The following is a 26,709-nucleotide window of genomic DNA, read 5'->3' on the forward strand; positions in this document are numbered from 1 at the left end:
TTGAAACACGCTTGATGAAACGAAAATGGATAAAATGGGTGAGTTGGATATTACTTACTCCTATATTGCTCTTTGTGGTACTGATGGTATTGCTTTATGTACCCCCCGTACAGAATTTTTTACGGAAGCGGGCCACTTCATATGCATCTGAAGCTACCGGTATGCAAATTAATGTCGGACGTATCGATCTTCGCTTTCCGTTGAACCTGTTGGTTCGGGATGTCGAAGTGATTCAGGTTCCGGATACATTGCTCACACTGGGGAGTCTCAATGTGCATGTACAAGCTATGCCTTTGTTTAAAGGAAAAATAGAAGTAGACGATATTACTCTCCAGCAGGTGACTGTCAATTCGGCCGATCTCATAGAAGGCATGAAAATCCGTGGGGTATTGGGGCGTTTTTTTCTTGAAAGTCACGGTGTCGATCTTACGGATGAAACAGCGGTGATTAATCATGTCGAACTCTCCGACACACACATCGGTCTTGTATTGAATGACACTGCAACTACCGAAAAAACGGATACGGCTTCGGTTCCCATCAATTGGAAAGTAGACCTTCATGCACTAAGTTTGAAAAACGTTTCTTTCAGTATGCAACTTCCTGCGGATACGATGCGTATGGCTGCCCGTGTGAGCGAGGCAAGCATTAAAGATGTATCCGCTGATTTAAAACACCAGTTCTACGGATTGAGATCCTTTTTGCTGACGGGCACTTCGGTTAATTACGATACGGGTAATACCCAACCAGTGGAAGGTTTTGATCCTTCGCACATTGCTTTGAGAGATATTCGTATCGGAATTGATTCGGTACTTTACCGGGGGCGCAATATGAACGCTGTTATTCGTGAGTTTTCAATGAACGAACGTTCCGGGTTAAGCGTGACATCTTTGACCGGACGTGTTTTTGCCGACAGTACGGTTATCCGTATACCGGATTTCCGTTTGCTTACTCCGCATTCGGAAATGAATCTTACTGCCCAGACTTATTGGGAATTGGTGAATATTCCTACTACCGGACGGTTGACCGCCCGTTTCAACGCGCTTATCGGTAAACAGGATGTAATGTTGTTTGCCGGCGGTTTGCCCGAGGCTTTCAAGGGGGCTTATCCTTTCCGTCCATTAGTAGTACAGGCGGGTACGGAAGGCAACTTGAAATCGATGCAGATTTCCCGTTTTAAAGTAAATCTGCCCGGTGCTTTCTCTTTGGAGGGTGGCGGCGAATTGTATAATCTGACAGATAGTACCACACGCTCGGCTGCTCTTGACTTGAAAATGCAGACAGGAAATCTTAATTTCCTGACGGCATTGGGGGGGATGACGCCGGGAGCACCGTTGGTTATCCCGGATAGTATGCTTCTTGACGCTCGTTTGGGGATGGAAGGGTCGAAATACGACGCCCGCCTGTTGTTGAAAGAAGGAGAAGGCCGATTGGGACTTACTGCTGCCCTTAACAGTACTACCGAAGCTTATACTGCCGATTTGCATATAGAGGATCTTCAGATAAATCATTTCTTGCCGAAAGATTCCATTTATGAGTTCAGTGCTTCTCTTGCGGCACACGGGCGCGGGTTCGACTTTACTTCTTATAAGACTGCGGCGGCTCTTAAGGCGACGATTGATAAATTGCATTACGGGGATTATAAAATTTCGGGCATCGGTCTTACAGGGACGGTCAAGAATGCAGTTGCGAATGCACAACTGACCAGTGATAATCCTCTGTTGAAGATGACGGCAAATGCGGAGTACCATCTTGCACATCATTATCCGGATGGAAAAGTCGGGCTGAATGTAACTGGCATCGATACGGAAAAACTTTTCGGTGTCAGTCTTGGTAAGAATTCCGGCAAGCCGTTGGATCTGCAACTTACCGGTGAAGTACGTAAAGAACGTGTATTTACTCATCTTACAGCAGGTGACCTTAAACTGAACCTCAGCGCCCGCGCCGGGTTGGAATTATTAATTCGTCAATCCACTCACTTTGCCGATGTTTTGACAAAGCAGTTGGAAGCGAAAGAATTAAACCACGCAGAATTGCGTAAAGCGTTGCCGACAGCAGTTTTCTCTTTCTCTGCCGGACAGGATAACCCGATGGCCTGGTATCTCGCTACGCAGAATATATCTTATCATGATGCTTCTGCCAAATTGGGGTGTGCACCGGATTGGGGAATTAACGGTAAGGTCGCTCTCCATACCTTGAAGATTGATACGTTGCAACTGGATACTATTTTCTTTACTTTGAAGCAGGATACGAGTCGTATTAACCTGCGTGGCGGAGTAATCAACGGGCCAAAAAATCCACAGATATCCTTTACATCCATACTGACCGGAGAGATTCGTGATAAAGATGCGGAACTGGTGGCACAATATATAAATGATAAAGGAAAAACGGGCCTGCTCTTCGGAGTGAATGCCAAACCGCTCTATGGCGGGCTCGGAAAAGGTAACGGGCTTGCATTGACATTAGTGCCGGAGGAACCTGTCATTGCTTTCCACAAATTCCGTTTTGAGGAACATCACAACTGGATTTATCTTCATAAGAATATGCGCGTTTATGCCAATGTCGATATGCAGGATAATGAAGGTATGGGAATCCGTATGCAATCTTTGCCGAGCGATACCGTTTCGTTGCAGAATATGGATGTCGAATTACGGCGTATCCGGTTGGAGGAAGTGTTCAGCATTCTACCTTATATGCCGCAGATTACCGGATTGCTTTCGGCAGAGGCCCACTATATACAGACGGAGAAATCGTTGGAATTATCTGCGGAAGCAAGTATCGATGAACTGACTTATGAACGGCAGCGTATCGGTGATGTGGCTTTGGGAGCTACCTGGCTTCCGGGAGAGAAAGGTAAGCAGTACGTCAATACTTATCTTACGCATGAGGGTACTGAAATTATGGTTGCTGATGGTGCGTTGTATCCGGCAGTTTCGGGCAAGGACAGCATTGTAGTGAACTCTACACTCGAACATTTTCCTCTCAGCATAGCCAATGTTTTTGTACCCGATCAGATGGTGACTCTTTCCGGCGATATGGACGGCGACTTGCATATTACGGGATATACCGACAGTCCGTTGATTAATGGCGGATTGTCATTGGATAGTGTTTCCGTTTATGCACGGCAGGCCGATGCCCGGTTTATATTTGACAATCGGCCGATACAGGTACAGAACAATCGGATTGTATTTGATAAGTTTGCGATTTATACTACCAGTCAGAACCCGTTCAGTATCGATGGTTATGTCGATTTTCGGGATATGGGCCGGCCGATGGCGAATCTTAAACTGTTTGCGGAAAACTATACGTTGCTTAATGCCAAACGGACTAAGGAGAGTATGGTTTATGGTAAGGTGTTTGTCGATCTTGATGCTACGGTGCGCGGACCGTTGGACGGGCTTATGATGCGTGGTAATGTAAACCTGTTGGGTAATACCGATGTTACTTATGTGCTTACCGATTCACCGCTTACGGTACAGGATCGCTTGAGTGATCTGGTGACTTTCACCTCTTTTGCAGATACCACTTCTCTGAATAAGGAAGAAGAGTCTACTCTTTCTCTGGGGGGATTGGACATGATAATGACAATACACATTGATCCTGCCGTTCGTTTGAAAGCGGATCTGAGTGCCGACCGCAGTAGCCGGGTGGAATTGGAAGGTGGAGGCGATCTCTCTTTACAGTATACGCCGCAAGGTGATCTTACTCTTACCGGCCGGTATACTTTGTCGGGGGGGATGATGAAATATGCCTTGCCGGTGATCCCGTTGAAAGAGTTCCAGATACAAAATGGAAGTTATGTAGACTGGACCGGTAATCTGATGGATCCGATGCTGAACTTCAAGGCGACAGAACGTGTGCGTGCTTCTGTGACACAGGAAGACGGTACATCACGTATGGTGAATTTTGATATTTCGATTGTGGTAAAGAATCGTCTCGATAACCTTTCATTGGCTTTTGAAATCGATGCACCGGATGATGCTTCCGTACAGAACCAATTGGCGGGTATGGGGCCGGACGAGCGTAGCAAACAAGCTGTGGCTATGCTGGCTACCGGTATATATCTTGCCGATTCGGGAGGGGGAAGCGGTATGAATTTGAATATGGGAGCGGCGCTTAACTCCGTGCTTGCCAGCCAGATTAATGCTCTGACAGGAAACATGAAGAATGCCAGCCTTTCGTTCGGAGTAGAAGATCATGATGATTCGGATGCCGGTGGTAAGCGGACGGACTACAGTTTCCGCTATTCCCAGCGTTTCTTTAACGATCGTTTTCAGATAGTGTTGGGAGGTAAAGTTTCTACCGGTGCCAATGCTACTAATGACGTAGAATCGTTTATCGATAATATTTCGTTGGAATACCGGTTGGATCAGTCCGGTACACGTTACATCCGCCTGTTCCATAACAAGAACTATGAAAGTGTTTTTGAAGGTGAAATTACTGAGACCGGTGTCGGTTTGGTGCTCCGCAAGAAAATGGACCGCCTGAGTGAATTGTTTATATTTAAAAAGAAAAAGAAATGAGGATGAAAAGAGTAAAAGCAATCTGTGGGCAGAGGATACGGTTACCTTTCATTGGCATATTGATATATTCTCTTATTGGCATATTATTGTTTGGTTGTTCGACTACAAAACATTTGCCGGAGGGTGAAGTGTTGTATACCGGCAATAAAGACATTTTCAAAGACCCGTCCAAAACTTCTGTCGGCGAGACAGCTATCGGCGAGGTAAAGGCGGCATTGGATAAAAGCCCGTCAACCAAATTATTTGGTGTTTTGCCTATCCCTTTTGGGATGTGGGTGTACAATGATTTTGTAAAGTATGAGAAAGGATTCGGTAAGTGGGTATTCAATCGTTTTGCGGCGAAACCTGTATTTATTTCTACTGTTAATCCGGAATTGCGTGTAAAAGTGGCTACGAACCTGTTGCATGATTATGGCTATTTTAATGGGAAAGTGAGTCAGCAGACAATCGTTAATCCGAAAGACAGCTTGAAAGCACGGGTAGAGTATACAGTCGAGATGCGTAATCCTTACTTTATCGATACGGTATATTATGACCGTTTCACTCCGCAAACACTTCGTATCATGGAACGGGGACGCCGATGGTCATTACTGACTCCGGGCGAACAGTTTAATGTGAGTGATCTGGACGAAGAACGTAACCGTCTCAGTACTTTGCTGCGCAATGTGGGGTACTTCTACTTCCGCCCCGATTATATGACTTATCAGGCTGATACGACTCTTATACCCGGAGGGCACGTCAGTTTACGGCTTATCCCCGTAGCAGGCCTGCCGGCAGCGGCACAACGACGGTATTATGTAGGGAACAAGACTGTTTATCTGATCGGCAAGAATGGCGAGCAGCCCAATGACAGCATGAACTATAAAGGGATGGACATACATTTCTATAATAAGATGCAGGTACGCCCTAATATGCTTTATCGCTGGTTAAACTATCAGGCATATGTGAAGAGTGACTCATTACGCAATTCACAGCGTAGCCGTCTTTACAGTCAGTATCGTCAGCAACGTGTTCAGGAAAAACTGGCTCAATTGGGAATTTTCCGTTATATGGATATGCAATATACACCGCGTGATACGACTGCCGCGTGCGATACGCTCGATGTCACCCTGCAGGCTACTTTTGACAAGCCGCTCGATGCGGAGCTCGAATTGAATGTTACCACCAAGAGTAATGACCAGACCGGTCCCGGCGCTTCTTTCTCCGTCACCCGCAATAACGTGTTTGGCGGTGGCGAAACCTGGAATGTGAAGTTGAAAGGTTCTTATGAATGGCAGACCGGTGGTGGTAAGAATTCTTCTTTGTTGAACAGTTGGGAGATGGGGGCTTCTACTTCTCTTATGTTTCCACGGGTGGTATTTCCTCAGTTCGGAGATCGTGAATATGATTTTCCTGCTTCTACCACTTTTCGTTTGTATGTAGACCAAATGAATCGTGCCAAATACTATAAATTACTCTCTTTTGGTGGAAATGCGACGTATGATTTTCAACCGACACGTACCAGCAGGCATTCATTGACGCCTTTTCGTTTGACTTTTAATGTGTTGCAGCACCGCACGAGTGCATTCGATTCTATCGCCAAAGACAACAGGGCATTGTTGCTCAGTTTGCAGAACCAGTTTATTCCGGCTATGGAATATACTTATACCTATGATAATTCGACTGTCCGTGGAGTGCGTAACTCCAGTTGGTGGCAGACTACTTTTACTTCTGCCGGTAATTTGACTTCTTGTATTTACCGTATTTTCGGCAAGCCGTTCAGTGAAAAAGAGAAAAATCTGTTGGGGGCACCGTTTGCGCAATTTCTTAAATTGAATACCGACTATCGTTATTTATGGAAGATAGATCGTAATAATTCCGTTGCTGCCCGGATAGCCGGTGGGGTGATATGGACCTATGGTAATTCACATGTTGCTCCTTATAGCGAGCAATTTTATGTCGGTGGTGCCAATAGTATCCGCGCCTTTACGGTACGTAGTATCGGTCCCGGTGGCTATCATCCGGAAAAGAGTGAATTTTCTTATCTTGATCAGACTGGTGATATTCGTTTGGAAGCAAACATCGAATATCGTTTCCGCATTTATAAAGATCTTCATGGAGCGGTCTTTTTGGATGCGGGAAACGTCTGGCTGATGCGTTATGACTCCGACCGCCCTGATGCGCAACTCCGGTTGAAAACATTTGCCAAACAAATCGCTCTCGGTACCGGTGTCGGGTTGCGTTATGACCTCGATTTTCTTGTCTTCCGGCTCGATTGCGGAGTGCCTTTGCATGATCCGTATGAAACGGGGAAGTCGGGATACTATAATGTGAGGGGGGCATTTTGGAAACAATTAGGTATACACTTTGCCATTGGTTATCCCTTCTAAGCTTACAATTGAATTAAAAAAGGTAAACTTTGAACGAAATGTGTCATTCTGCGTCCATATAATTTTGTACATTTGCACCGTTGTCGGAACATTGACATCACTAACCTTTTAATATTACACAGTTATGAAACCAACTTTATTTGTACTTGCTGCCGGTATGGGCAGCCGTTATGGAGGCTTGAAACAACTTGACGGACTGGGTCCGAATGGCGAAACTATTATGGATTATTCTATCTATGATGCGATTCGCGGTGGGTTCGGCAAAGTTGTTTTCGTTATCCGCAAGGACTTCGAGAAAGACTTCCGTGAAAAAATATTGAGTAAATACGAAAACCATATCCCGGTGGAATTGGTATTCCAGGCACTGGATAACCTGCCCGAAGGCTTTACTTGTCCTGCTGACCGTGTAAAACCTTGGGGAACGAATCATGCCGTATTGATGGGTAAAGACGTTATCAAAGAGCCGTTTGCCGTTATCAATGCAGACGACTTCTACGGTCGTGACAGCTTTGCCGTGTTGGGTGCTGCACTGAGCGAGATGGACGGGAAAAAGAATGACTATTGCATGGTAGGTTATCGTGTAGGTAATACATTGAGCGAAAGCGGTTCGGTTGCTCGTGGCGTATGCGAAACGAATGCGGAAGGTTATTTGACAACTGTGGTTGAACGTACGGCCATCGAACGTATTGACGGTAAGGTATCTTTCAAAGATGAGAACGGTGTGATGCAGAGTATTGCCGACAATACTCCGGTTTCAATGAATATGTGGGGCTTTACTCCCGATTATTTTGAATATTCCGAAGAATACTTCAAAGAATTCCTTAAGGCCAATATGGACAACTTGAAAGCCGAATATTTCATTCCGTTGATGGTAAATAAACTGATTAATGACGGAACTGCCCGTGTGAAAGTGCTTGATACTACCAGTAAGTGGTTTGGCGTGACATACGCTGCCGACCGTCAGGGAGTAGTGGATAAGATACAGGCATTGGTGGATGCCGGTGAGTATCCGGCAAAATTGTTCTGATCGTTAAAGGACAATATAAAAAGGGAAAGGGAAGGCATCGGCTTTCCCTTTTTTCGTATCTTTGTCCGCATATATCGAACTAAAAGAAAGATAGTTATGATGAAGTTTTCCATATATGGCCGTATGTGTCTTGTGTTAGGGTTTGTATTCTCTTTTTCCGCCTGTAAGGATGACGATGATGATAAGAGTGATAAAACTACGAACCAATGGATTGAGAGTGCGATGCGTAGTTATTATTTATGGTATGAAGAGATTCCTGATAAAAAGGAGCTGAATTTTAATGCTGATCCGGAAGATTTTTTCTACTCACTGTTAGCGTCGGAAGACGGAAAAACCAAAAATAAGACCCGTTATTATTATTCTACAATTAAGAAAAAGAAATCTGTAGCCACACGGTCGAACATGGGAGAAGAACCAACGCTTGGTTTTGAGTTTCAGACTTGGATAATAAACGGTGCGGGATATCGTGCGGTCAGTGTTCTATATGTATTGCCGGGCTCACCTGCTGAGAAAAAAGGTTTGCGGCGTGGTGACTGGATTCATAAAATAAATGGTGCGAATGTAAGTGATGGAAACGTGTCTGATCTGTTGAGTGGGAAAACGGTTGTGTTGGATGTTTCGGATCATTATTCCAATTACGATACACATTCGGTGGAGTTGGTTCCGGCCATGGTAGAGGATGATCCTATTTTTCTGACAAAAACATTTCAAGACGAGTCTACCGGACATAAAAAGGTGGGTTATATGGTGTATAATCACTTCACCTCCGGCCCCGACGGGGATAAGGATGAGACGTATAATAACGAGCTTCGCCAACAGTTTGGTGCATTTAAGGCAGAGGGGGTCGAGGAGTTTGTGCTGGATCTTCGCTACAACGGCGGTGGCCTTGTGACCTCTGCGCAGATACTTGCCGAATTGTTGGCGCCGGAATCTGCCTTGGGAAACACGTTCTGTTATTTGCAATACAATGATATACAGTCTAAAACGGTTACCTATAAATTAGAGGGGGCGGAACAGAATCTCAATCTGCCTCGTCTGTTCGTGTTGACCAGCAACCGCACGGCTTCGGCTTCGGAAGCGGTGATTAACGGATTGCGCCCCTACTACGATGTATATTTGCTGGGCGAACAGACCGAAGGCAAGAATGTAGGTTCTATTACACTCACCAATGACAAATACGATTACGAACTGCATCCCATTGTCTGCCGGATTTTCAATGTGCAGGATCAATCGGAATACAAAGACGGCTTTTCTTCAGACTGGGAACCGGATGAGCCGAATAGCGATTATCGTCCGATAGTGAATCATGTGGAACTGGGGGATAAGGAGAATGATGTGCTGTTGAAAGCCGCTATATATTGGATACGTAACGGAGTGAAGCCTCCTGTTACCGGGTTTACCCGTTCTTCCGGTTTGAAGCTAATGCCCGGTTATTGCTCTCTGGACAGGAAAGCGACGAACGGTGTGCAGGTGCCTTTCTGATATTTTTCTTCTTGCGCATATTATCTGTCGGGAATATGTTATCCTTGCAAATATCAATTGCTAAATCCGTGTTGTGATGAATATTCTTTCTACTGCTCCGTTTCGCAAACTCCCGATAGGGATACAGAGTTTCTTATCCCTTATATGGCAGACGGTCGTAAGCTTGTTAAAATAGGCATCTCTTTCGATTCCGAAGAGCGGAATTTGGGTGAATGGATCATTGACTGAACGAAAATTGACAAATGTAAGTAATTAACCACTTGAAGCTTTATCGGTTAAGGGATAAATTGCTATCTTTGCAACCCAATATCAATTATTCGTTAGCAAAGTGATATCAGTTGAAGGACTTATCGTAGAATTTAATGCCACGCCCTTATTTTCGGACGTGTCTTACGTTATTAACAAGAAAGACCGTATTGCCCTGGTGGGTAAGAACGGAGCCGGTAAATCGACCATGCTTAAAATTCTGGCCGGTTTGCAGAGCCCGACAGCGGGTGTAATTGCCATTCCCAAAGAGGTAACTATCGGCTATTTGCCGCAGGTGATGATACTCTCTGATGCGCATACTGTGATGGAGGAGGCCGAGCAGGCTTTCGAGCATATCTTTCAGTTGCAGGCCGATTTGGAGAGGATGAACCGGGAGTTGGCGGACCGTACCGATTATGAATCGGAAGAATACCATAAGCTTATCGACCGCTTTACGCATGAGAACGACCGTTTTTTGATGATGGGCGGGACTAATTTCCGTGCGGAAATAGAACGTACGCTTCTTGGATTAGGTTTCAGACGGGAAGATTTTGATCGCCCTACTTCCGAATTCTCCGGTGGTTGGCGTATGCGTATCGAACTGGCGAAACTGCTGTTGCGTCGTCCCGATGTACTGCTTTTGGATGAGCCTACGAACCATTTGGATATCGAGAGTATCCAGTGGTTGGAGAATTTCCTTTCCACGCGTGCCAATGCCGTGGTGTTGGTCAGTCACGACCGTGCTTTTCTCAATAACGTAACGACGCGTACCATTGAAATTACTTGCGGGCAGATATACGATTATAAAGTGAAATATGATGAGTTCGTTGTGCTTCGTAAAGAGCGCCGCGAACAGCAGCTTCGTGCCTATGAAAATCAACAGAAACAGATACAGGATACGGAGGATTTCATCGAGCGTTTCCGTTACAAGGCAACAAAGGCGGTGCAGGTGCAGAGTCGTATCAAGCAGTTGGAAAAGATAGACCGCATTGAGGTGGATGAAGAGGATAATTCGGCCTTGCGTTTGAAATTTGTCTGTTCCAGCCGCAGTGGGAATTATCCGGTGATTTGCGAAGATGTGAGAAAGGCATACGGTTCGCATGTTGTCTTCCAGAATGTAAATCTTACGATTAATCGTGGCGAGAAGGTAGCCTTTGTCGGAAAAAACGGTGAGGGTAAATCTACATTGGTAAAATGTATCATGGGAGAAATCACCGATTATCAAGGCAAACTGACAATCGGGCATAATGTGCAGATCGGTTATTTTGCCCAAAATCAGGCACAGATGCTGAACGAAAGTCTTACCGTATTTGATACAATCGATCGGGTAGCGGCGGGAGATATCCGTCTTAAGATCCGTGACATTCTTGGAGCTTTCATGTTTGGCGGGGAGGCTTCGGATAAGAAAGTAAAAGTTCTTTCCGGTGGTGAGCGTACTCGCTTGGCAATGATAAAGCTTCTGCTCGAACCGGTGAATTTCCTTATTCTCGACGAGCCGACCAACCATCTGGATATGCGTTCGAAAGATGTGCTGAAAGAGGCGATACGCGAGTTTGACGGTACGGTGATAATCGTTAGTCATGATCGTGATTTTCTTGACGGACTTGCGACTAAAGTCTATGAGTTTGGTGGCGGGCAGGTGAAAGAACATATCGGTGGTATTTATGATTTTCTGCAGAAAAAAAAGATCGAAAGCCTGAATGAACTGCAAAAGGCTCCTGCGCTTTCCGCATCTCCTGTCGATACTAAAAAGGAAACAGCAACGGAAGGGATTTCTCAATCGGAAAGTAAGCTTTCTTATGAAGCTCAAAAAGAACTTAACAAGAAACTGAAAAAGCTGGAACGTCAGGTGGCCGATTGTGAAACGGAGATTGAGCAGACGGAGTCTGCTATTGCTATTCTGGAAGAGAAAATGGCTACTCCGGAAGGGGCTTCGGACATGACGCTTTACGAACAGCATCAAAAACTGAAACAACAGCTCGACCGGACCGTAGAAGAGTGGGAGAAGGTTTCGATTGAACTGGAAGAACTGAAACAATGATGAGTAATTAATAACTTTAGATATATGAAAGTAATCAAGTATTTACCAATTCTTGCAATTTGCATGATGACAACAGGATGCAACAGCAGCAAGCAGCAGACCCTTACTTCCGGTATTGATCTTGCTAACCTTGACACATTGGCTCTTCCGGGAGCTGATTTTTATCAGTATGCCTGTGGCGGTTGGATGAAGAATCATCCTCTCACAGACGAGTATTCACGTTTCGGTTCTTTCGATATGTTGGCCGAAAACAATCGGGAACAACTTCGCGGACTTATTGAAGAATTAGCTTCCGCTCCCCACGAAGCCGGTAGCGTTGCTCAGAAAGTAGGCGATCTTTATAACATGGCGATGGATAGTGTGAAGTTGAATAAAGACGGTGCAACTCCTATCAAAGCAGAATTAGAGAAGATTGCCGGATTGAAAGATAAGTCCGAAATTTATACCATGATAGCAGAAATGCATAAGAACGGAATGCATCCTTATTTTGCTGTTTATGTAGCTGCTGATGATATGAACAGTTCTGTGAACACGGTGCATACTTATCAAGCCGGTTTGGGAATGGGTGAGCGCGATTATTATTTAGAAAATGATGATAAGACAAAAGAAATTCGTGAGGCTTATAAAAACCATATTGTGAAGATGTTCCGGCTTGCCGGATATGACGAGGCGGTTGCCCGAAAAGCAATGGAGGCTGTTATGAAGATTGAAACCCGTCTGGCTACATCGGCCCGTTCTATGGTGGAATTGCGTGATCCGCATGCCAACTATAATAAGAAAACAATGGAAGAGATGAAGAAGGAATATGCTCCTTTTGCATGGGATGTGTTCTTTTCTACTCTCGGTTTGAATGATTTGGCGGAAGTAAATGTAGGTCAGCCGAATTCCATAAAGGAGGTGAACGATATCGTAAATAATGTAGCGCTTGAAGATCAGAAAGCTTATTTGCAGTGGAATCTTATTAATAACGCAGCAGGTTGCCTGAGTGATGATTTTGTGGCGCAGGACTTTGAATTTTATGGTAAAGTCATGTCTGGAAAACAGGAGATGAAGCCGCGTTGGAAACGTGCTGTGAGCACGGTTGACGGTTCTTTGGGAGAAGCCGTAGGGCAGATGTACGTGGAAAAATATTTCCCGGCTGCTGCCAAAGAACGTATGGTAGGATTGGTGAAGAATTTGCAGACATCTCTGGGAGAACGCATTAAGAATTTGGCTTGGATGAGTGATGCGACCAAAGAGAAAGCACTTGAGAAACTGGCCACTTTCCATGTGAAAATCGGTTATCCCGATAAATGGAAAGATTATTCGTCACTTGAAATCAAGGACGATTCCTATTGGGCAAATATAGAACGTGCCAATCAATGGGAACATGCCGAAATGATTGCGAAAGCGGGTAAACCGGTAGATAAGGATGAGTGGTTGATGACTCCGCAGACGGTAAATGCATATTACAATCCTACTACCAATGAAATCTGTTTCCCGGCAGGTATTCTTCAGTATCCGTTTTTCGATATGAATGCTGACGATGCTTTCAATTACGGTGCTATCGGTGTGGTGATCGGCCATGAAATGACACACGGATTTGACGACCAGGGACGTCAATATGATAAAGACGGTAATTTGAAAGACTGGTGGACGGAAGAAGATGCGAAAAACTTTGAAGAGCGTGCGCAAGTGATGGTTAATTTCTTCGATAGCATCGAAGTGGCACCGGGTGTCCATGCTAATGGACAGTTGACTCTGGGTGAGAATATTGCCGATCACGGTGGTTTGCAGGTTTCCTATCAGGCATTTAAAAATGCAACGGTGCAGGCTCCGCTAAAAGACGAAAACGGCTTTACACCCGAACAACGTTTCTTCCTGGCTTACGCGAATGTGTGGGCAGGCAATATCCGTCCGGAAGAGATCCTTCGTCTTACTAAATTGGATGTGCATTCATTGGGAAAATGGCGTGTCAATGGTGCGTTACCGCAAATCGGTGCATGGTACGAGGCTTTTGATGTAACAGAGGACGATCCGATGTTCCTGCCGGTTGACAAACGGGTGTCTATCTGGTAATAGTTTTGTATAAACAATTGTACATATATCAAAGCGTTGACTCATAATATTTTGAGTCGACGCTTTTTTATTATTAATTCACACCTTATTTATTACGTGCGATAAACAATATTTCGTAACTTTGCACATCAAATACTTAATAAGCAAACCCATGTCTGAGTCAAAAAGAATAAAAACCGCTTTAGTGTCGGTTTATCATAAGGAAGGTTTGGATGAAATTATCACCAAATTGCATGAAGAAGGAGTTGAGTTTTTGTCAACGGGTGGAACTCGTCAGTTTATAGAATCATTGGGATATCCCTGTAAGGCTGTAGAAGACTTGACGTCATATCCTTCTATTTTAGGTGGCCGTGTGAAGACATTGCATCCGAAAATCTTCGGAGGTATCCTTTGTCGTCGTGGACTGGAACAGGATATTCAGCAGATTGAGAAGTATGAAATCCCGGAAATAGATCTCGTGATTGTAGATCTTTATCCATTTGAAGCAACCGTGGCATCAGGTGCTGATGAGGCGGCTATCATTGAGAAAATCGATATAGGTGGAATCTCGTTGATTCGTGCTGCTGCAAAAAATTACAATGATGTGGTGATTGTCGCTTCTCAGGCTCAATATAAACCATTGCTCGATATGTTGATGGAGCATGGTGCCAACTCTTCATTGGAAGAACGCCGTTGGATGGCTAAAGAAGCTTTTGCCGTATCTTCACATTATGATTCGGCTATTTTCAACTACTTTGATGCCGAAGAAGGTTCGGCTTTCCGTCAATCTGCCAATGATCAGAAAATGCTTCGCTATGGTGAGAATCCCCATCAAAAAGGATTTTTCTATGGAAATTTGGAAGCAATGTTCGATCAAATTCATGGAAAAGAAATTTCATATAACAACTTATTGGATATCAATGCGGCAGTTGAACTGATTGATGAATTCGAGGATGTTACTTTTGCTATTCTGAAACACAACAATGCTTGCGGCTTGGCTTCCCGTTCTACGGTACTTGAAGCATGGAAAGACGCGTTGGCCGGTGATCCGGTTTCTGCATTCGGTGGTGTGTTGATAACCAATGCTGTCATTGACAAGGAAACAGCAGAAGAGATCAATAAGATATTCTTTGAAGTGGTGATTGCTCCCGACTATGATGTAGATGCATTGGAAATTCTGGGACAAAAGAAAAACCGTATCATACTTGTCCGCAAAGAAGTTAAGTTGCCGAAAAAGCAATTCCGTTCATTATTGAACGGTGTGTTGGTACAGGAAAGAGACTTGAATATCGAAACTGTGGCTGATTTAAAGGCCGTGACCGATAAAGCTCCTACACCCGAAGAGGTAGAGGATATGTTGTTCGCCAACAAAATTGTGAAGAACAGTAAATCGAACGCAATCGTACTTGCTAAAAATAAACAATTGCTGGCAAGTGGTGTAGGGCAAACCTCCCGCGTAGATGCCTTGAAACAGGCAATAGAGAAAGCGAAAACATTCGGATTCGATTTGAATGGGGCTGTGATGGCTTCGGATGCTTTCTTCCCTTTCCCCGACTGTGTGGAAATTGCAGGTAACGAGGGAGTAACAGCCGTTATTCAGCCGGGTGGATCTGTAAAGGATGAATTGACATTCGAATATTGTAATGAACATGGCATTGCAATGGTGACGACGGGTATTCGCCATTTTAAACACTAAAACAGATTTACGATTTGACAATTTACGATTTATGATGAAAGTTCGTTTCTTTGTAAATCGTAAATGGTTGAATCGTGAGAGAAAGATATTTGAATCGTAAATCGTAAATAGTTAAATCGTAAATATACATGGGATTATTCTCTTTTACACAAGAAATAGCGATGGACTTGGGAACCGCCAATACCATCATCATTACCAATGGTAAGATTGTGGTAGACGAACCGTCGGTGGTGGCTTTGGACCGTCGTACTGATAAGATGATCGCCGTGGGTGAGAAGGCAAAGATGATGCACGAAAAGACCCACGAAAATATACGTACCATCCGCCCGCTTCGCGACGGTGTAATAGCCGATTTCTATGCTTGTGAACAGATGATGCGCGGACTCATCAAACAGGTGAATACCCGTAGCCATTTATTCTCTCCTTCACTTCGCATGGTGATCGGAGTGCCTTCGGGTAGTACGGAAGTTGAACTTCGTGCAGTTCGTGACTCTGCCGAGCATGCCGGTGGTCGTGATGTATATTTGGTATTTGAACCTATGGCTGCTGCTATCGGCATCGGTATCGATGTAGAGGCGCCGGAAGGCAATATGATTGTCGATATAGGTGGTGGTTCTACCGAAATTGCTGTTATTTCATTGGGTGGTATTGTTTCCAATAATTCTATCCGTATTGCTGGTGACGATCTTACTGCCGATATTCAGGAGTATATGAGTCGTCAGCACAATGTGAAAGTCAGCGAGCGTATGGCGGAGCGTATTAAGATCAATGTAGGTGCTGCGCTTACCGAGTTGGGCGATGATGCCCCTGAAGATTATATTGTTCACGGTCCGAATCGTATCACTGCGCTTCCGATGGAAGTTCCCGTATGTTATCAGGAAGTGGCTCATTGTCTGGAAAAGTCAATTTCCAAGATTGAAACGGCCGTATTGAGTGCATTGGAAAATACACCTCCTGAGTTGTATGCCGATATAGTTCATAATGGCATTTATCTGGCGGGCGGTGGTGCCTTGCTTCGTGGACTCGATAAACGTCTGACGGATAAGATTAATATACCTTTCCACATTGCGGAAGATCCGCTTCACGCTGTAGCAAAGGGAACAGGTGTGGCATTAAAGAACATAGATCGCTTCTCATTCTTGATGAGATAAATAATGTGCCAATTAAATAATGTGCCAATATGTCAATGTGCCAATGTGCCAATTGGCTGCGCTGTTATGCTGAAGAGTAATTAGTATATGGGTGCTTATAATTGGCACATTGGCATATTGGCACATTGAATAATTATTAATCATGCGGAATTTACTGAATTTTCTTCTTAAGTACAATTACTGGCTTCTCTTCATATTATTGGAGGTGATCTGTTTTGTGCTGTTATTCCGTTTTAATAATTATCAGCAGAGTGTTTTTTTTACATCCGCTAATGTCGTTGCCGGAAAGGTTTATGAGGTTTCAGGCGGTATTTCTTCTTATTTCCATCTAAAATCGGTAAATGAGGATTTGCTGGATCGTAATATGGCTCTCGAACAGCAAATAACTAATTTGGAAAACAGATTGAAAGATTATCGGATAGATTCTATAACCATGAATAGTATTCGATATCTGGAACAGGCCGATTATAAGATATTCAAGGCGCATGTCATTCGGAATAGTTTGAATCAAGCCGATAATTATATCACATTGGATAAGGGCTCTTCGTCCGGTATCCGTCCCGAAATGGGAGTGGTAGATGGCAACGGTGTGGTTGGTATTGTTTATAAGACATCCCCTTCTTATTCACTGGTTATCTCGGTTTTAAACAGTAAGTCGAGTATCAGTTGTAAAATTATCGGCAGTGAATATTTTGGTTATTTGAAGTGGGAATATGGTGATTCTCGGTATGCTTATTTAAAGGATCTGCCCCGCCATGCGGAGTTCAATCTTGGGGATACGGTGGTAACAAGCGGTTATTCTACTGTTTTTCCGGCAGGGGTGATGGTAGGCACGGTAGACGATATGTCCGATTCTAATGATGGACTTTCCTATTTGCTGAAAATAAAATTAGCTACTGATTTTGGTAAATTAGGTAATGTCAGAGTGATTTCCCGAAGTGGACAGGGAGAACAGAGGGAACTTGAAAATATGAGTACAAAATAATGATGACAAGCTATATACATAGAATGGGATGGTTTGTGGGATTGGTTCTTTTGCAAGTGCTGATCCTGAATAATGTTCATATAGCAGGATATGCTACTCCCTTTCTATATGTCTATTTCATCTTAAAATTCGCTTCCGGCACTTCTCGTAACGAATTGATGCTTTGGGCTTTCTTTCTGGGACTTACGGTCGATATATTTTCTGATACTCCGGGGATGAATGCGGCGGCGACTGTGTTTTTAGCTTTTGTGCGTCCCACTTTTCTGCGTTTGTTTACACCTCGTGACACATTGGATAGTATCATCCCTTCTATCCGGACGATGGGGATTTCCTCTTTTCTGAAATTTGCGGTGACAAGCGTTTTTGTGCATCATTTGGTTTTGCTCGGTATCGAGTTCTTTTCATTTTCCAACATACCGTTGTTGTTGTTAAGAGTAGTTGCATGTACTCTGCTGACCGTAACCTGTATTATGGCTATTGAAGGAATAAGGAGATAGACATGGCAAAAGATTATGTATTAGAGAAACGAAAATTTGTCATTGGAGGAGTAGCTGTCTGCATTGTTCTTATCTACATGATGCGGCTTTTCTTTTTGCAGATATCTACGGATGATTATAAAAAAAATGCCGATAGTAACGCTTTTTTGAATAAGATACAATACCCTTCACGTGGTGCAATGTACGACCGTAATGGGAAACTGCTTGTGTTTAATCAGCCGGCATACGACATAACGGTTGTACCTAAAGAAGTGGAGGAGTTGGATACACTCGATTTATGCCAGGCATTGAATATCACTCGGGAGCAGTTTTTGAAAATCATGGCTGATATGAAAGACCGTCGGAGGAATCCGGGATACTCGAGATATACCAATCAGTTGTTTATGTCGCAACTGTCGGCAGAAGAGTGTGGCGTATTTCAGGAAAAGTTGTTTAAGTTCCCCGGTTTTTATATTCAGAGACGCACGATCCGGCAGTATACTTATAACTCGGCTGCTCATGCTTTGGGGGATATTGGAGAAGTTTCGATGCGGGATATTGAAAATGATGACTATTATATCCGTGGCGACTATATAGGAAAGCAGGGGGTTGAGAAATCCTACGAGAAGTATCTCCGTGGTGAGAAAGGTGTTGAGATATTGCTTCGGGATGCGCATGGACGTATTCAGGGGCATTATATGGATGGGCAATTCGATCGTCCTTCCGTTCCCGGCAAAAATCTGACTTTGGGATTGGATATCGACTTACAAATGTTAGGGGAGCGACTGCTAAAGAATAAAATCGGTAGCATTGTTGCTATTGAACCGGCGACAGGAGAGATATTGTGTCTGGTCTCTTCTCCGGATTTTGATCCTCATCTGATGATTGGCCGCCAACGCGGTAAGAATCATCTGATGCTTCAACGTGATAAGCAAAAACCTTTGCTGAATCGGGCATTGATGGGTGCTTATCCTCCGGGATCTACTTTTAAGGCTGCCCAGGCACTGACTTTTCTGCAAGAAGGAATTATTCAGGAAAATACTCCGATGTTTCCGTGCTATCACGGCTTTATACATGGAAGTTTAAAAGTGGGATGTCATGGTCATGCTTCTCCATTGCCATTGGTTCCGGCATTGGCTACTTCATGTAACTCTTATTTCTGTTGGGGCTTGTACCGGATGTTTGGTGATCGTAAATACGGTTCTCCGCAGAATGCAATAACGGTGTGGAAAGACCACATGGTTTCCCAAGGTTTCGGTTACAGGTTGGGAGTGGATCTGCCTGGTGAGGGCCGGGGACTTATCCCTAATGCTGCTTTCTACGATAAACCCTATAAAGGGCGATGGAACGGATTGACGGTTATCAGTATTGCTATCGGACAAGGAGAAATTCTGGCTACTCCTTTGCAGATTGCCAATCTGAGCGCAACGATTGCCAATCGGGGACATTTCATCACTCCGCATATTGTGAAAGAAATTCAGGATAATGAAATCGACAGCCTTTATCGTACTCCACGTGTACCGACTATCGACCGGATTCATTATGAAGAGGTTGTGAAAGGAATGCGTGCTGCTGTGACAGGAGGGACTTGTAGAACGGCCGGCTATATTTTCCCGGACGGTGAAATCTGTGGTAAAACCGGAACAGCTCAAAATCGTGGGCACGACCACTCTGTTTTTATGGGCTTTGCTCCGATGAACAATCCCAAAATAGCGATTGCCGTCTATGTGGAAAATGGAGGATTCGGTGCGACTTACGGAGTACCGATCGGTGCTTTGATGATGGAACAGTATTTAAATGGGAAACTTTCTCCTGCCAGTGAAGTAAAGGCAGCCGAGTTTAGTGATAGAATAATAATGTATGGTAACGAGGAGCGATAGTTTGTGGAAGACACTGGATTGGGTAACAATTGCCATTTACCTGCTCCTTATCATAGCCGGATGGTTTAGTGTTTGCGGAGCCAGCTATGATTATGGGGAACGGGATTTTCTGGATTTCTCTACCCGTGCCGGTAAGCAATTTATGTGGATTATCTGCTCGTTTGGGCTGGGTTTTATCCTGTTGATGCTCGAGGACAGGATGTACGATATGTTTTCTTATATTATATATATAGGAATGATGTTGTTGCTGATTGCTACTATATTTATAGGAAGTGATATCAAGGGGTCTAATTCGTGGATAAAGTTAGGGCCTGTCAATTTACAACCGGCAGAATTCGCCAAATTTGCTACGGCATTAGTCTTGGCTAAATATATAAATTCTTATTCTTTTAATATAAAGAAAGGCAAATGTTTTCTGGCTCTGCTTGCTTTTATCCTGCTCCCTATGGGGCTTATCATTTTGCAGAGAGAAACAGGATCGGCATTGGTGTATCTGGCTTTCTTCCTGGTGCTTTATCGTGAAGGGATGCCGGGAGTAGTGCTTTTTTCCGGTGTTTGTGCGGTTGTCTATTTTGTTGTCGGCATTCGTTTCGATCAGGTGTTTATAGCCGACACACCTACTCCCATTGGAGAGTTCTCGGTTCTGTCCATGATACTGCTGTTTGCCGGGGGAATGGTATGGGTATACCGGAAAAAGTGGGAACCCGTTCGGAATATTCTTGGCGGAAGCTTATTGATTATGTTGATTGCTTTCCTTGTCTCGGAATTTATTGTCCCGTTCAATTTGGTGTGGGTACAGTGGGGGATATGTGTTGTTGTGGTAGGTTATTTGTTATTTCTCTCTTTGAGTGAGCGTCAAAAGTCTTATATGCTGATCGGACTTTTTTTAATAGGTTCTGTCGGTTTTCTTTATTCCAGTGATTATGTATTCGATAATATTCTCGAGCCACACCAACAGATTCGTATCAAAGTGGTATTGGGGTTGGAAGAAGATTTGACGGGTGCCGGATATAATGTAAATCAGTCTAAAATAGCCGTAGGTTCTGGTGGCCTTACAGGGAAGGGCTTTTTGAATGGTACTCAGACGAAACTGAAATATGTACCGGAACAGGATACGGATTTCATTTTTTGTACGGTAGGTGAGGAGCAAGGCTTTGTCGGTTCTTCTATTGTCTTGTTGTTGTTTTTGGCATTGATTCTCCGGCTTATCGTAGTATCCGAACGTCAACCGTCGGCATTTGGGCGGGTATATGGATATTCCGTGCTTAGTATCTTTCTGTTCCACGTCTTTATTAATATCGGTATGGTGCTCGGATTGACGCCTGTCATTGGTATCCCCCTACCGTTTTTTAGTTATGGGGGATCTTCTTTATGGGGCTTTACGATTCTACTGTTTATCTTCTTGAGAATTGACGCGGGACGCGGAAGAAGGCTTTAATGGAAAATGGGAGAATGGAGAAGGGAGAGGTGCTATACAGCATAATAGCGCAGCTACCTCTCCCATTTCAATTCTCCCTTCTTCCATCTATTTTTACCCCTATGTCATTGATACCTTTCAGTATTTCGTCCTGCATTCCATGGATAATTTTAAGGGTATAGTTTCCCGGATGCTGTATGGCTATGGTACCGATGGGAAGTTCGGATTGGAATAAACTACCCCAACCTGTACCGTTCCATTTCCCTTCTTTATCTGCCAGAATCAGTAATAGTGTGTCTGTTTTCCAGACTGTGCTATCTTCTAAATTGTGACTGATTACAAGATACAGATTACGATAAGCATAGTTGCTCTTATTACGTATTTCTGCGGCGAGATTGAACTGAGTGAGTGAATCTTTAATCGGGATATCGAAAAAGAGTGTATCACTCTTTTTCCATCCTTCGGTGGGGATGGCATGGTAAGAGTGATACACGGTTTTCTTATCGCAGGCTGTTGTTAGAAAAACTACTGTTAAAAACAAAAGCCATATGTTATTCCTGTGCAGGGGTTTCATTTCTTTCTTTAGCCGGCTTTTCATTGTTTTGTGGTCTCTCGCTGTTTTGAGACCTTTCTTCATTTTTTGGCCTGTCTCCGCGACGGTCATTGTTGTTCCGCGGCGGCCGGTTATTGTTTCTCGGACGGTCGTTACGTGGACGTTGTTGTTCGTTGCCGTTACCGGGTTGTGAAGATTGCTGTCCTTCTGAATTGGGCTGCGGACGATTCGGACGATTGCCGTTTTCTCGTTGCGGACGTTCGGGACGGTTTCCACCTTCCCGTTGTGGACGGTTTCCATTCTCTTGTTGCGAGCGATTGCCATTCTCCTGTTGCGGTCGGTTTACTCTTCCTTCTCCTTCCTGTTGTGGTCGGTTGTTTTTCTTCTTTTTCTTGTTACGGTTTCCACCTTCACCTCCTTCTTTGCCCTCTTTTCGGCGGCGGTCACGGTCAAAACGGGTCAGACTTTCCTGCTCTACAAGGTCAACCGGTTTCTTGGGTTCTTGTTTATGTTCTTCTTCCAATAAACTATCCGGTTTGATTCCTCTTTTGTTTAAGCCGATTACTTCAAAGGCCCTTTTGCCACTGATGGTAACCAGATTGGCTGCAAATGTTTTATCTGTGGAGTAGGAAACTTGATTACTTAGGATGTCTGCTTTAAAGAAGTAGAATGTTCCGTCCTTCGTCTCCAGTTCGATTTCTTTTGATGGCAGACGTTTCTGTGCTTCTACATAGCAGTCTACTTCGTAGTTTAAGCAACATTTCAGTTTTGCACATTGTCCGGCGAGCTTTTGAGGATTTAACGATATATCCTGATAACGGGCAGCACTTGTAGATACAGATACGAAACTTGTCATCCAAGTGGCACAACAAAGTTCCCGCCCACAAGGGCCTATACCGCCAATACGTCCGGCTTCCTGACGTGCACCGATCTGTTTCATCTCGATACGTACCCGAAATGCCTCCGCCAGAACTTTGATTAATTGGCGAAAATCCACCCGTTCGTCTGCGATATAATAGAAAATAGCTTTGTTACCGTCTCCCTGGTATTCCACATCTCCGATTTTCATGTTCAAGTTTAGATTGGCGGCAATCTGGCGTGAACGTATCATTGTGGCGTGTTCTTTGGCCTTCGCCTCGTCGAACTTCTCCATATCTACGGGTTTGGCTTTACGGTAGATACGTTTTATTTCCACATCCGGTTTGATGTTCGCTTTCCGCATTTGCAGCGGAACAAGGCGTCCGGTCAGTGTTACCACACCGATATCGTGTCCCGGTGTCGCTTCAACTGCCACAACATCTCCTTTTTCCAATTTTATTTTGTTACTGTTACGATAGTATCCTTTGCGGGTGTTCTTGAATTGAACCTCCACCATATCACTCTCTTCCGCATTGCCTGGTATATCTGCCAGCCAATCGTAAGTATTTAATTTGTTATCTTGTCGGGAACAACTTTTGCAGCAAAGGCCGCCGCTCCCATTATGTAATTTAAAGTCCATCTATATATTTACGATTTAACGATTTACAATTTAACGATTAAAATTTCCTCTCCCCCGCCTTTATTTCTCTTTTTCTTTTCTTTTCCTTCTCCCATCTCCATTCTTCCTTTTCTTTTAGCTTTTCAGCAGCACTATCATTTTCAATGAGAAATCGAAAAATACCATTTTCGCATTTACGTTTTGTTCGATATGCTGTTGCGCTTCACTTAGTTCATCCATGATTCCCATTACATTTCGTTCATTGACAAACGGGGCAAATCGGGTTGCAAAGTTCTGTTCATCCGGTGTCATATAAATCAGGTCTTTCTGATGCAAGTTGTAGATAAAGTTTTCCCTTATCATCCGTTGACAGTAGGAGAGCAGGTTTTTCTGGCGTTCGCGCCCCATGCCTGCCACTTGCTCGCTCCACTGCTTCATTTCACGGATTTTCCGTTGATAAGAAAGCCGCATCAAACTGACAAAGAGCTCAAAAAACAGTTGATTCTCTTCATTGAGATGAATGGTTTCAAGTGCTTTGATAAAGTTTCCGTTGGCCAGATGGGCGATAGTCATGCTACTGCTTTGTTGTACTCCATATTTTTCCTGAAGAGCGTTTGCTATGCTCGTTTCATCTATTTTGCGGATGTTAAAACGCTGTGTACGACTCAGTATGGTAGGAAGAATCATGTCGGGAGCTTCGGAAACCAGTAGAAAAATAGTTTTCTCGGGTGGTTCTTCCAGAAGCTTCAGTAGTTTATTGGCACAGGGCAATTGCATTTTTTCAGGCAGCCAGATGATGGTGATTTTGAATCCGCCCTCACTTGATTTTAAGCTGAGCTTCTTCATGATTTCATCACTTTCTTTGGTGTAGATTACTGCTTGTGAATTTTCTGCATGAATCTCGTTCAGCCAATGATTGAGATTGAAATATGGGTTATTCAGTACCAATCGGCGCCATTCGGCTATATAATCGTCACTTCGTGCCGTTTTTATAACAGGAAATACGAAATGTACATCCGGGTGTACTAACTTATTAAATTTTACGCATGATGGACAAACACCGCAAGCATCGGTTGTGCCGCGATTGGTGCAACTGATGTAACGTGCATAGGCCAAGGCCAAAGGAAATTTTCCTACTCCCTCAGGGCCACAGATAAGCTGCGCATGCGGAATACGTCCTTCATTCACTTCTTGAATAAGTCGCTGCTTAGTCTCTTCTTGTCCGATTACATCTTTAAAAAACACGATTCTATATTCTAATTTTATTGGTTTCCATTAATTATCAATCATTATTCATTAACCATCATCCATAGATTATAACTCATAAATCATCATTTATAAATCAATAAATCTCTTTTGCCACTTCTTTAATACTGTCTACGGCACCAATAGAGTAGAAATGGATGCTCGGTACGCCGTGTGCCATCAGTTCACGGCACTGTTTGATACACCATTCTACACCTACTTGCTGTACTTCGGCATCATTTTTGCACTTCAGTGTTTCTTTCACCAGATCATCCGGTAGGTCTACTTTGAATGTTTTCGGTATCATGCTTAGCTGAGAAGCTTTTTTGAAAGGCTTGATGCCCGGGATGATGGGGATATCGATGCCTTCTTTTCTGACTCTTTCCACAAATTCGAAATATCTCTGATTGTCATAAAAGAGTTGGGTTACTGCATATTCCGCTCCGGCTTCTACTTTCTTCTTTAGCCAATAGATGTCCGAGTCTATGTTGGGGGCTTCCTCATGTTTTTCGGGGTAGCAGGCCACACCGTAAGAAAACGGGGTATTGGTAACCTTCATTTCCGAGCCGTCCACGAATATTCCTTTGTTGAAGTTATTAATCTGTTCTTGCAACTCGATGGCGTGGTGATATCCGTCTCCTTCGGGAGTAAATATCGACTCATGCTTAGCTTTGTCTCCACGAAGAACCAGTAAATCGGTGATTCCCAGAAACTGCAAGTCGAGCAATACATACTCTGTCTCTTCCCGGGTGAAGCCGCTGCATAAGATATGCGGCACAACCGTGATATTGTATTTATTCTGAAGGGCGGCCGCTACGGCTACGGTTCCCGGTCGTCTTCTTAACCTGTTGCGTTGAAACAGTCCGTTGCCCAAATCTTTGTATACGTATTCGCTTCGATGCGTGGTAATGTTGATATATTTGGGATCGAACTCGCGCAGGGTATCGATGTCTCGGCATAGTTTTTCAATTCCTGTACCCTTTAGTGGGGGAAGAATTTCGAAAGAGAAAGCTGTTTTCTCGTTGCTATGTATCAGGTCTATAACTCTCATTTATTTCTTGCAATTTTTTATTTCCGTTCGAAAACGTGCATATTGGGACAAAAATACGAAAAAAATGGAGAGATATTACATCTTGGGGGGAATATTGCCTGCATTTATTGATGCTTTTTTGAATTAAGTAAGATGAAGTCGTTATCGTTGCTATGATGAGGACAAAGTATTGTATGAAATTTGTTTTGATTGTTTTTGGTAATCGGTGCTTTTATGAAGCAAAGTACTCTTTTGCTTGCCACCCTTTGGGGTGAAATATGTGTTTGATATATAATACTTATTCCCTACTCTTTGTTCTTTGTAAAATTCTTCGGTCTCCTTTTCTTTTTTAAGTTTTTTGATCTTTACTTGTTAATTCAATAATTTGATATTTATTATGCTTGTTCTTTTGTCTATGTTTCTGGTAAAAGTGTATTTCTCATTATCTATTGTTCATCCATGTTTAAGAAGATGTTTGCTTTTTTTCTATTATTGATTGTTGTATCTGCCGCTTTTTTCAGAGAAAATTGTCATTTTTATACTGAAAAATGAATACATTTGTTTCCTTTCTTAATTTGCTGAATATCAACATGCTGTATTTTGCCCTTTTTCCTCGTAGAGAATCGATTCGTTTCTCTACGAGATTCTATAGATTTCTCTACGAGGTTCTGATGCTTTTTCGTAGAGTCTTTCTTCTTGTGTTTCTAATGTGTGACATCTTCTTTTTTTGATATTCCTTTCTCTCTTTATTTTATGTAATAATAAATGTTTTAGCATCAAGCCTTTCGGCTTTGTATCCCTATTGTTTCCTTTCCATCAAATTTCTTTCTCTTATATATTAAGAGCCAGTTTAAATATTGTCCAAAAGAAGCTGATAAAACTTTTAAGAGGCAAACTTAAACATAGTCTAAGTATCTTCCTGTCTTTCTTTCCTTCTGATATGTTTTTCTCTTTAGCTCCCTCTTTTTCCCATACCTAATTTTCAGTTTTCTTTCTTTCCTTCTTAGCGTCTTTGTTTTTTTAACCTTCCCTTTTACCTGTCCTTCCCCTTGATTTTAATAGTGTACTCTTTTATCC

Annotated in this window: 16 protein-coding genes; 12 read left to right on the forward strand and 4 right to left on the reverse strand. The window is 43.4% G+C overall.

What is annotated here, in order from left to right; translation table 11 throughout:
* Positions 1–14: 14 nt before the first annotated feature.
* The 12 genes from QVP90_RS14565 to rodA all read left to right on the forward strand — a co-directional run bounded on the left by QVP90_RS14565 (position 15) and on the right by rodA (position 21,348).
* Complete coding sequence (locus QVP90_RS14565) at positions 15–4,520, forward strand: translocation/assembly module TamB domain-containing protein (protein WP_021936838.1); 4,506 nt, start codon at positions 15–17, stop codon at positions 4,518–4,520.
* 2 nt (positions 4,521–4,522) lie between these two features.
* Positions 4,523–6,889, forward strand: a complete 2,367-nt coding sequence (gene tamL / locus QVP90_RS14570; protein ID WP_044093724.1) for a translocation and assembly module lipoprotein TamL — start codon at positions 4,523–4,525, stop codon at positions 6,887–6,889.
* Between the two features lie 124 nt (positions 6,890–7,013).
* On the forward strand, positions 7,014–7,916 hold the full coding sequence (locus QVP90_RS14575) for a nucleotidyltransferase (protein WP_005934604.1): 903 nt from the start codon (positions 7,014–7,016) through the stop codon (positions 7,914–7,916).
* A 96-nt stretch (positions 7,917–8,012) separates the two neighbouring features.
* Positions 8,013–9,398, forward strand: a complete 1,386-nt coding sequence (locus tag QVP90_RS14580) for a S41 family peptidase (protein ID WP_005934601.1) — start codon at positions 8,013–8,015, stop codon at positions 9,396–9,398.
* A gap of 328 nt (positions 9,399–9,726) precedes the next feature.
* Positions 9,727–11,685, forward strand: coding sequence for an ABC-F family ATP-binding cassette domain-containing protein (locus tag QVP90_RS14585; protein WP_021936839.1), 1,959 nt, complete (start codon positions 9,727–9,729; stop codon positions 11,683–11,685).
* A 24-nt stretch (positions 11,686–11,709) separates the two neighbouring features.
* Entirely contained in the window at positions 11,710–13,743 is a 2,034-nt protein-coding gene (locus tag QVP90_RS14590) for a M13 family metallopeptidase (RefSeq protein ID WP_005934596.1), read from the forward strand.
* Between the two features lie 151 nt (positions 13,744–13,894).
* On the forward strand, positions 13,895–15,418 hold the full coding sequence (purH, locus tag QVP90_RS14595) for a bifunctional phosphoribosylaminoimidazolecarboxamide formyltransferase/IMP cyclohydrolase (protein WP_005934570.1): 1,524 nt from the start codon (positions 13,895–13,897) through the stop codon (positions 15,416–15,418).
* Between the two features lie 128 nt (positions 15,419–15,546).
* Entirely contained in the window at positions 15,547–16,569 is a 1,023-nt protein-coding gene (locus QVP90_RS14600; RefSeq protein WP_002562696.1) for a rod shape-determining protein, read from the forward strand.
* 142 nt (positions 16,570–16,711) lie between these two features.
* Entirely contained in the window at positions 16,712–17,554 is an 843-nt protein-coding gene (gene mreC, locus QVP90_RS14605; RefSeq protein ID WP_007480168.1) for a rod shape-determining protein MreC, read from the forward strand.
* Positions 17,554–18,051 carry a rod shape-determining protein MreD gene (gene mreD / locus QVP90_RS14610; protein WP_021936840.1) on the forward strand — a complete coding sequence of 166 codons (498 nt, stop codon included), beginning with the start codon at positions 17,554–17,556 and terminating at the stop codon, positions 18,049–18,051. Before mreC ends, mreD begins: the two co-directional genes overlap by 1 nt.
* 2 nt (positions 18,052–18,053) lie before the next feature.
* Entirely contained in the window at positions 18,054–19,910 is a 1,857-nt protein-coding gene (locus QVP90_RS14615) for a penicillin-binding transpeptidase domain-containing protein (protein ID WP_005934563.1), read from the forward strand.
* Complete coding sequence (gene rodA / locus QVP90_RS14620) at positions 19,891–21,348, forward strand: rod shape-determining protein RodA (protein WP_021936841.1); 1,458 nt, start codon at positions 19,891–19,893, stop codon at positions 21,346–21,348. Before QVP90_RS14615 ends, rodA begins: the two co-directional genes overlap by 20 nt.
* Positions 21,349–21,415: 67 nt before the next feature.
* Here the strand turns inward: rodA and QVP90_RS14625 are convergent, their stop codons facing one another.
* The 4 genes from QVP90_RS14625 to metF form a co-directional block, all read right to left on the reverse strand.
* Positions 21,416–21,901, reverse strand: a complete 486-nt coding sequence (locus tag QVP90_RS14625) for a gliding motility lipoprotein GldH (protein WP_264381127.1) — start codon at positions 21,899–21,901, stop codon at positions 21,416–21,418.
* Complete coding sequence (ricT, locus tag QVP90_RS14630) at positions 21,879–23,378, reverse strand: PSP1 domain-containing protein (protein ID WP_005934554.1); 1,500 nt, start codon at positions 23,376–23,378, stop codon at positions 21,879–21,881. The genes QVP90_RS14625 and ricT overlap by 23 nt, the downstream gene beginning before the upstream one ends.
* Positions 23,379–23,492: 114 nt before the next feature.
* Positions 23,493–24,602 carry a DNA polymerase III subunit gene (locus QVP90_RS14635; protein ID WP_005934551.1) on the reverse strand — a complete coding sequence of 370 codons (1,110 nt, stop codon included), beginning with the start codon at positions 24,600–24,602 and terminating at the stop codon, positions 23,493–23,495.
* Between the two features lie 97 nt (positions 24,603–24,699).
* Positions 24,700–25,653, reverse strand: a complete 954-nt coding sequence (gene metF, locus QVP90_RS14640) for a methylenetetrahydrofolate reductase [NAD(P)H] (RefSeq protein ID WP_021936843.1) — start codon at positions 25,651–25,653, stop codon at positions 24,700–24,702.
* Positions 25,654–26,709: the final 1,056 nt, after the last annotated feature.

Origin of the sequence: Bacteroides sp. CAG:189 (genome assembly GCF_000432295.1) — a bacterium.
GTDB classification, from domain to species: Bacteria; Bacteroidota; Bacteroidia; order Bacteroidales; family Bacteroidaceae; genus Bacteroides; species Bacteroides salyersiae.